The 6,000-nt window shown below is 61.6% G+C and carries 5 protein-coding genes; 2 read left to right on the forward strand and 3 right to left on the reverse strand.

The window, feature by feature from the left end; translation table 11 throughout:
* Window positions 1-121: 121 nt before the first annotated feature.
* Window positions 122-697 (forward strand): DUF4337 domain-containing protein, encoded by a 576-nt coding sequence (locus E4Q08_RS11785; RefSeq protein ID WP_169070524.1) that lies wholly within the window; start codon window positions 122-124, stop codon window positions 695-697.
* Between the two features lie 36 nt (window positions 698-733).
* Window positions 734-2,224: a metallophosphoesterase gene (locus tag E4Q08_RS11790; protein WP_169070525.1), complete on the forward strand. Its 1,491-nt coding sequence runs from the start codon at window positions 734-736 to the stop codon at window positions 2,222-2,224.
* 38 nt (window positions 2,225-2,262) lie between these two features.
* Here E4Q08_RS11790 and E4Q08_RS11795 read toward each other — a convergent pair whose 3' ends face one another.
* From E4Q08_RS11795 to E4Q08_RS11805, 3 genes are all read right to left on the reverse strand, one after another.
* Window positions 2,263-3,288 carry a GNAT family N-acetyltransferase gene (locus tag E4Q08_RS11795; protein WP_308240120.1) on the reverse strand — a complete coding sequence of 342 codons (1,026 nt, stop codon included), beginning with the start codon at window positions 3,286-3,288 and terminating at the stop codon, window positions 2,263-2,265.
* A gap of 346 nt (window positions 3,289-3,634) precedes the next feature.
* On the reverse strand, window positions 3,635-4,288 hold the full coding sequence (locus tag E4Q08_RS11800; protein ID WP_169070526.1) for an ankyrin repeat domain-containing protein: 654 nt from the start codon (window positions 4,286-4,288) through the stop codon (window positions 3,635-3,637).
* 189 nt (window positions 4,289-4,477) lie between these two features.
* Complete coding sequence (locus E4Q08_RS11805; RefSeq protein WP_169070527.1) at window positions 4,478-5,116, reverse strand: tetratricopeptide repeat protein; 639 nt, start codon at window positions 5,114-5,116, stop codon at window positions 4,478-4,480.
* Window positions 5,117-6,000 lie beyond the last annotated feature (884 nt).

Here is a 6,000-nt window from a genome sequence, read left to right on the forward strand (position 1 = left end):
ATGCGCATCTTGAGGCAGAATGGCGACGGCTTTCATCCCACCATCTGAGTCGATGCCGGCCTGGTGTACAATTCGCGGCCCCACAGTACCACCAACACCAACTGCAGCAAGGAGAAAACCAATGTCAGGTCACGGATTTCATGTACATGGCCCGCATGATCACGAAGTCGAGCACGTTGCACAGCATGGCGGTGATCAATTCACCTCGCGCGTCGCCGTTCTCACCGCCGTGCTGTCCACGATCGGCGCCATTTTCGGCTATCTCGGCGGCCACTCGCAGAATGCCGCCCTGCTCTACAAGAACGAGGCCGCGATCCAGAAAACCTCGGCTTCGAATCAGTGGAACTACTATCAGGCCAAGAGCAACAAGCAGAACCTCGCCGAGCTGTCGATCACCCTGACGAGTGGCGAAACACGCGAGAAATATGTCCAGGAAGTCGAGCGCTACAAGAAAGAAAAACAGGAGATCAAGGCCGAGGCCGACAAGCTCGAAGCCGTCGCCAAAGCGGCCGACCAGAAAAGCGAACTCGAAATGCACGTGCATGAGCGCTGGGCGCTGGCCACCACGCTGCTCCAGGTTGCCATCGCGATGGCCGCGATCACGCTGCTGACGCGCAAGCGCTGGATGCTGTTCGGCGTTTATGGTGCCACCGCTCTTGGCCTGCTGGTCGGGGTGGCGGGTTATCTGCATCTCTGATCGACGATCGCTGCAGACTTGGGACGAGAGCCCGCGATGCCCGCCCTGCCCCAGCCGTCATCAGGGAAATCCCTTCTCCGTGCAGGCTTGCTGCTGCTTACGGTGGTCAGCCTGCTGGCTGGCTGTGCCGGCCGGCCGGTCAGCGGAGGCGCGCCGATCAGTCGCTGGACGCAACTCGGTACGCAGGACACCATCAGCCTGCGGGCCATCGTCGCCGCTACCGACGCCTGTCCGACGGCAATCGTCGATGGCCGTACCCTGCCCTTGCTGCCGCGCACCAGGGCAACGCCACCGAATACACCGGCGCGCAACAACCCCGCTTTCGAACCCGGCTTCGCAGTGCTCTCGTGCGAACTCGATTTACCCCGGTCAGCGCGCCAGGCAAGCATCGACGGACAAGCCATGCCGATGCTCAGGACCGATACCCGGCGCATCGTCGTGATTGGCGACACCGGCTGCCGGGTCAAGGTCCCCGCCGATTCGCCAGGGGATCCGATCCAGGACTGCAGCAGCTCCGCGGACTGGCCCTGGCGGCGAATCGCAGTCGCCGCGGCACGCACACAACCCGATCTGGTGATTCACCTCGGCGACTATCATTACCGCGAATACTGCGACCAGCCCGCGCTCTGCTCGCCACTCCGGGACAATGGCGTCGTCGTCGGTTACGACTGGGCCGGCTGGCATGCCGACTTCTTCGCCCCGGCGACCCCGCTGCTCGCGGCTGCAGCGTGGGTCACGGTGCGCGGCAACCATGAGGGCTGTGACCGCGGCGGCGAAGGCTGGATGCGTTTCCTTTCGCCGCTCCCTTACCAGGCCTGCCCCGACCAGCGCTTCAAGACCGACAGCCGCTCGGTGCTGGCCAACAATCTTACCGCCGACGCCTATCGCATCGACCTCGGCGACAAGCTGACGCTGGTCGTCGCCGACAACGCCGGCCATGAAGACTATCGCCCGGCCACGCCGCAGGAGGTCGAGATTTTTACACGTACGCTGCGTGCGCTGACGACACTGCCGGCGCTTCCGCAGGCGCCCCCGGTCTGGCTGCTGCTGCACCGGCCGATCTGGTACGACGGGCTCGACGCCGGATCACCACCCAACGCGCTGCAGACCGCCCTCGCCGGCAAGCTGCCGGCGAACCTGCAGTTCGTCTTCGCCGGCCATCAGCACGCTTTTCAGACGATCAATTTTGCCCCCGCAGCCGACCTGGCCCACTACCCGGCAGGTCGGCCGGCGCAGGTGGTGATCGGCGCCAGCGGCACCCAGCTCGAAGCGCTCGATCCCCAGTCGCCTGTCTACGAAGGGAAGGTCGGCAGCGGCGGCATGGAAAGGGCGCAGCCCGACGGCAAACTTTACGATGGCGTCACCGCCAGCAGCGGCATCTTCCTCAACCGCTACAGTTTCCTGCTGCTCGAACTGGACGATAGCGGCTGGGGAGGAACGCTGCTCGACGCCGACGGGAAAACGATCAGCCACTGCCGTCTCAACGGTGAACGCAAGGAAATCGCCTGCAGCTATCCCGGTCCTTGATTCGCCGGTTCAAGAGGCAAGGAGCTGCCCCGGCTGCGTCATTCCTGCGCAGGGTCTCGCCGGAAAGGCAGGTGCGCGGCCGCTTCGTCACGGTACTCGGCAACCGCTTCACTTTGCAGCGCCAGGTGACGGCCGAGCAGCTGCCGCATGCGCGCATCGCTGATCCAGTGCGCCGAATGCACGATGGTCGGCGTGAAGCCGCGCGCGAGCTTGTGTTCGCCACCCGCACCGGGTTCGAAGCGCCGGAGTCCCTCGCGCAGGCAATAGGCGATTCCCTGGTAGAAACAGAGTTCGAAATGCAGGCTGTGGTAGTGGCCGGAACCTCCCCAGTAACGCCCGTAGAGCGCTTCGTCACTGCGAAAACACAGCGCGATGGCGACCGGCACGCCGGCATCGCGGGCAATGAAGGCGACCATCCGTTTTCCCAGAGCCGCCGCCAGATCGGCGAAGCAGGCCGCCGAGAAAGCGGCGTGATTGTTGAATTTCTCGAAGGTGCTGGCGTAGAGCGCGTGCAGCAGTGGCCATTCGGCGGCCTCGATCTGATCGCCGTGGCGGGTCTCGATCGACAGGCCACTCTCCGCCACGCGCCGCCGTTCCGCCCTCACCTTGCGGCGCTTGGCGGCACTGAAAGTCGCCAGATAACCGTCGAAATCACCGCAGCCGGGGTCGATCCAGTGAAACTGGACATCATGGCTGATCAATAGTCCTTCGTCCTGCAGCAGGCTCGATTCGTCGCCGCCTGGCAGCGCGACATGCCACGAAGAAGCACCCGAGCGGCTGGCCAGCGTCCGCGCGCCATCGACCAGCGCCTGCCGGGTGGCTGCGGCGTCCGGCCCATCGGCGACCAGCAAGCGCGGGCCGGCAACCGGCGTGTGCGGCACGCAGCTCATCAGTTTCGGGTAGTACTCGCGGCCGAGTTGCCGGTAAGCCGCCGCCCACGACCAATCGTAGATGAAGTCGCCATGCGAATGGGTCTTGACGTACAGCGGCAGCAGACCGACGATCGCGCCACCTGCGTCGCTCGCCACGAGATGGCAAGGTGTCCATCCCCAGGCGCGTGCCACCGCCCCGTGCCGCTCGATGACCGTCAGAAAATCGGCGTTCAGGAAAGGATGTCCGGGGGGGACAAAGGCGGGCCCATGCCGCGCGCGGAATCTCGCCAGCAGAAGCCGCGCTGCTGATCGAGATCGGAGACAGCAAGTTGGTTTGCGGGATCCTTAGCACAACGTCCTGATTTTTCGGCAAGCGTGCAGTCACCGGACGAGGGCATCGAGGTCGAGAACGATCAGAGGTTCATTTCTCAGTCGTCGACCGCAGGCTCGAACGGATCTACAAACGAACGTGTGGAATGTACGGTCGCATCGGAACCCATGTCAAGTCTTCAAGACAGGCTGACAGGCCGGGGGTAATTCAAAGTGATGTGCGGGTTGGATTGCCAAGCCTCTTCGTAGGTCGTAATGTCTGCGGGGTGGCATCGGCGAGTACGGTGGAAGTCGCTTGGGCTGAGGAACGAAGCCCGACAGGGAATCCACAGGAAGTATGGCGTATGGGAGAATTGATCGGGGGTACTCCTCGCGGCGCAGGCACGGAGCAGCGCTCGCTTTGCTGGCGCAATTCGGACATCGCCAACGCTCCACGTTCGCGCAACAGCCGCAGATGGTCGGGTCGCCGTTTGCCATACTTCACCGCCAAGCGGTCCAGGAAGCAAAGCCAGGCGTCCTGATCGGCCCGATCCGCTGCTCTGGCCTCTTCGGGCAGTTTGCTGTTCCAGACATCGTGGCGGTAAGCGAAATCGGCCCAGTCGTACAGGGACTCTTCCATACACTCACTTGCCAACGCCTGCAAATCAGCACCAACACCGAGCATAATGCGCAACATCGCATTCGGATCGGCACCCGCATCGAGAAGGATGCGCAACATCTCGGTGTCCATCTTCAGGACCGCGCTGAACAGCGGGTTCGAACCATCCCCGCTGCGACGGCATGGATCGGCACCAAGCCGCAACATTTCCTGGACCACACGGTACCTTGGCGCTTCCGGGCAGCAATCGAGTCCGCCAATCACGCGCTCGAGAATCGTGTCGCCAATCTGATCGGCACCATTCACATCGAATCCCCTGGCCACCGCAGCCCGCATTGCCTCGAACTCTCCCGCACACGCACTCGAAACGAATGCCTCGATTCGCTGTTCAAGCTCTACGGACTGCAGTTTATTGACTCGCATGCGAAGCTCCATTCCCAGGATTCATGACCTTCAGCGGGGACTGGCACACTCTGGATTTCTGCAGTCATGGCAGCGGACACGACCGCCCGTGCTAGCCCGCGTCATGCAGCGACAACGTGAAGGCCAGCGTTCGCAATTTCCGTAGACCAACTCCTGATTTGCCGAGCAACGGAGGCGATGTCTCGCTTGCCGCCAGGTTTCTCCTGGCAGCGGCAGCGATTTGAGCCGATGCATGTCCTTGGCGAAATGCAAACGTCTGATGTGCTCGATCGCGCGTTGTGCTGCCGGAAAATCGGGGCGTGTGGAGAGCGCAGATTGCAAAGCGTCCATCGATTGCCGGAATCTGCGCAGGCGCAACAACACCAGCCCGAGTTCGTACCAGGCGCCGGCCAGTGCCGATCCCTGGCTGCACGCCGCACGCAGACACTGTGTCGAGGCACGCAGACTGCCGTCGACACGAGAGCAATGCCGTGAATGTCGAGCCGCACTGTTGAACGCCTGCATGGCCTCGTCGCGGCGCCCGCTTCGGTAATAGATCAGACCGAGAAACTGCAGCGACACCGTGTCGTCAGGGATCGCCTGCATGATTCTGTGTGCCATCCGTTCGGCCTGGACGAAATCGCCCTTTTCATGGAAAGCGCCGAGAAGGTCAAACAGTGCGTCGATCATCCATAGTTCCTCATCGTATGCCATGTCTGGTGCTGGCGTTGTCAGTCGTCCTTGCAGGCATAGGGGTGACTCGATACCTGCCGAACTGATGTTTGCAGTCTGTCGTGTGGTCGCACCCTTCACCAGAGGAATACCTCCCGCTGTTGGCAGGAATATTTCCCCCATGTCAAACTACCCGAAAGCAGTCGGGGAGCCGTTGGATTTCCTAACGGTCATGACTTTCCAGGCACCCCCGATCATGAAAGTCATGACCGTTTCCCTCTCCCCCGACCCCTTGTATGCTTCGTTTTGTGGTTTTTCGTTCGTTCAAGAGAGGAGATGAAGTCATGGCTGGAAGGGTGTCAAGAGGACCGTGGAATAAATGCGAGAGAGGTATTTTTCTCTTGCGTTTATGCCGCGAAAGCCTCTTGACATCCTGTAAGCCAAGTACACTTGAGGCAGGGGCTGGGGAGGGGTTGATCATCCCCGGCCGCTGCCTCACGGCGAGTGCGGAGTTTGGGGCAGAGCCCCAAGGTTTAGGTCGTAGAGTGCCACGGAGGTGTGGTGGAAACGAGTTCGGAAGGCGACGCACAGCCCGACGCCCCTCTGGGACATCAAGCCCGTGGGAGAGCACTTGGCGTGCATTGTCAGCCGTTTGTCTGAATACCGAACAGTTGCTGGTTGGCACGTGCCGGAAAGCCGTGACCACGTATTTGCAAGGATGGCTATAGATGAACGCTTCTGAATCAACGTTTGTGGGTATTGACGTTTCCAAAGACACGCTGGAGATCGCTTTAGACGACCAATCAAAAACCCAATGCATTGCCAATGCTGACGCTGATATAGCGGCGTTGGTCAAAGAGCTCGTTCCACGTTCTGAGGAGATTGGGGCGATCGTATTGGAG

Source organism: Candidatus Accumulibacter contiguus (assembly GCF_012940005.1).
GTDB classification, from domain to species: Bacteria; Pseudomonadota; Gammaproteobacteria; order Burkholderiales; family Rhodocyclaceae; genus Accumulibacter; species Accumulibacter contiguus.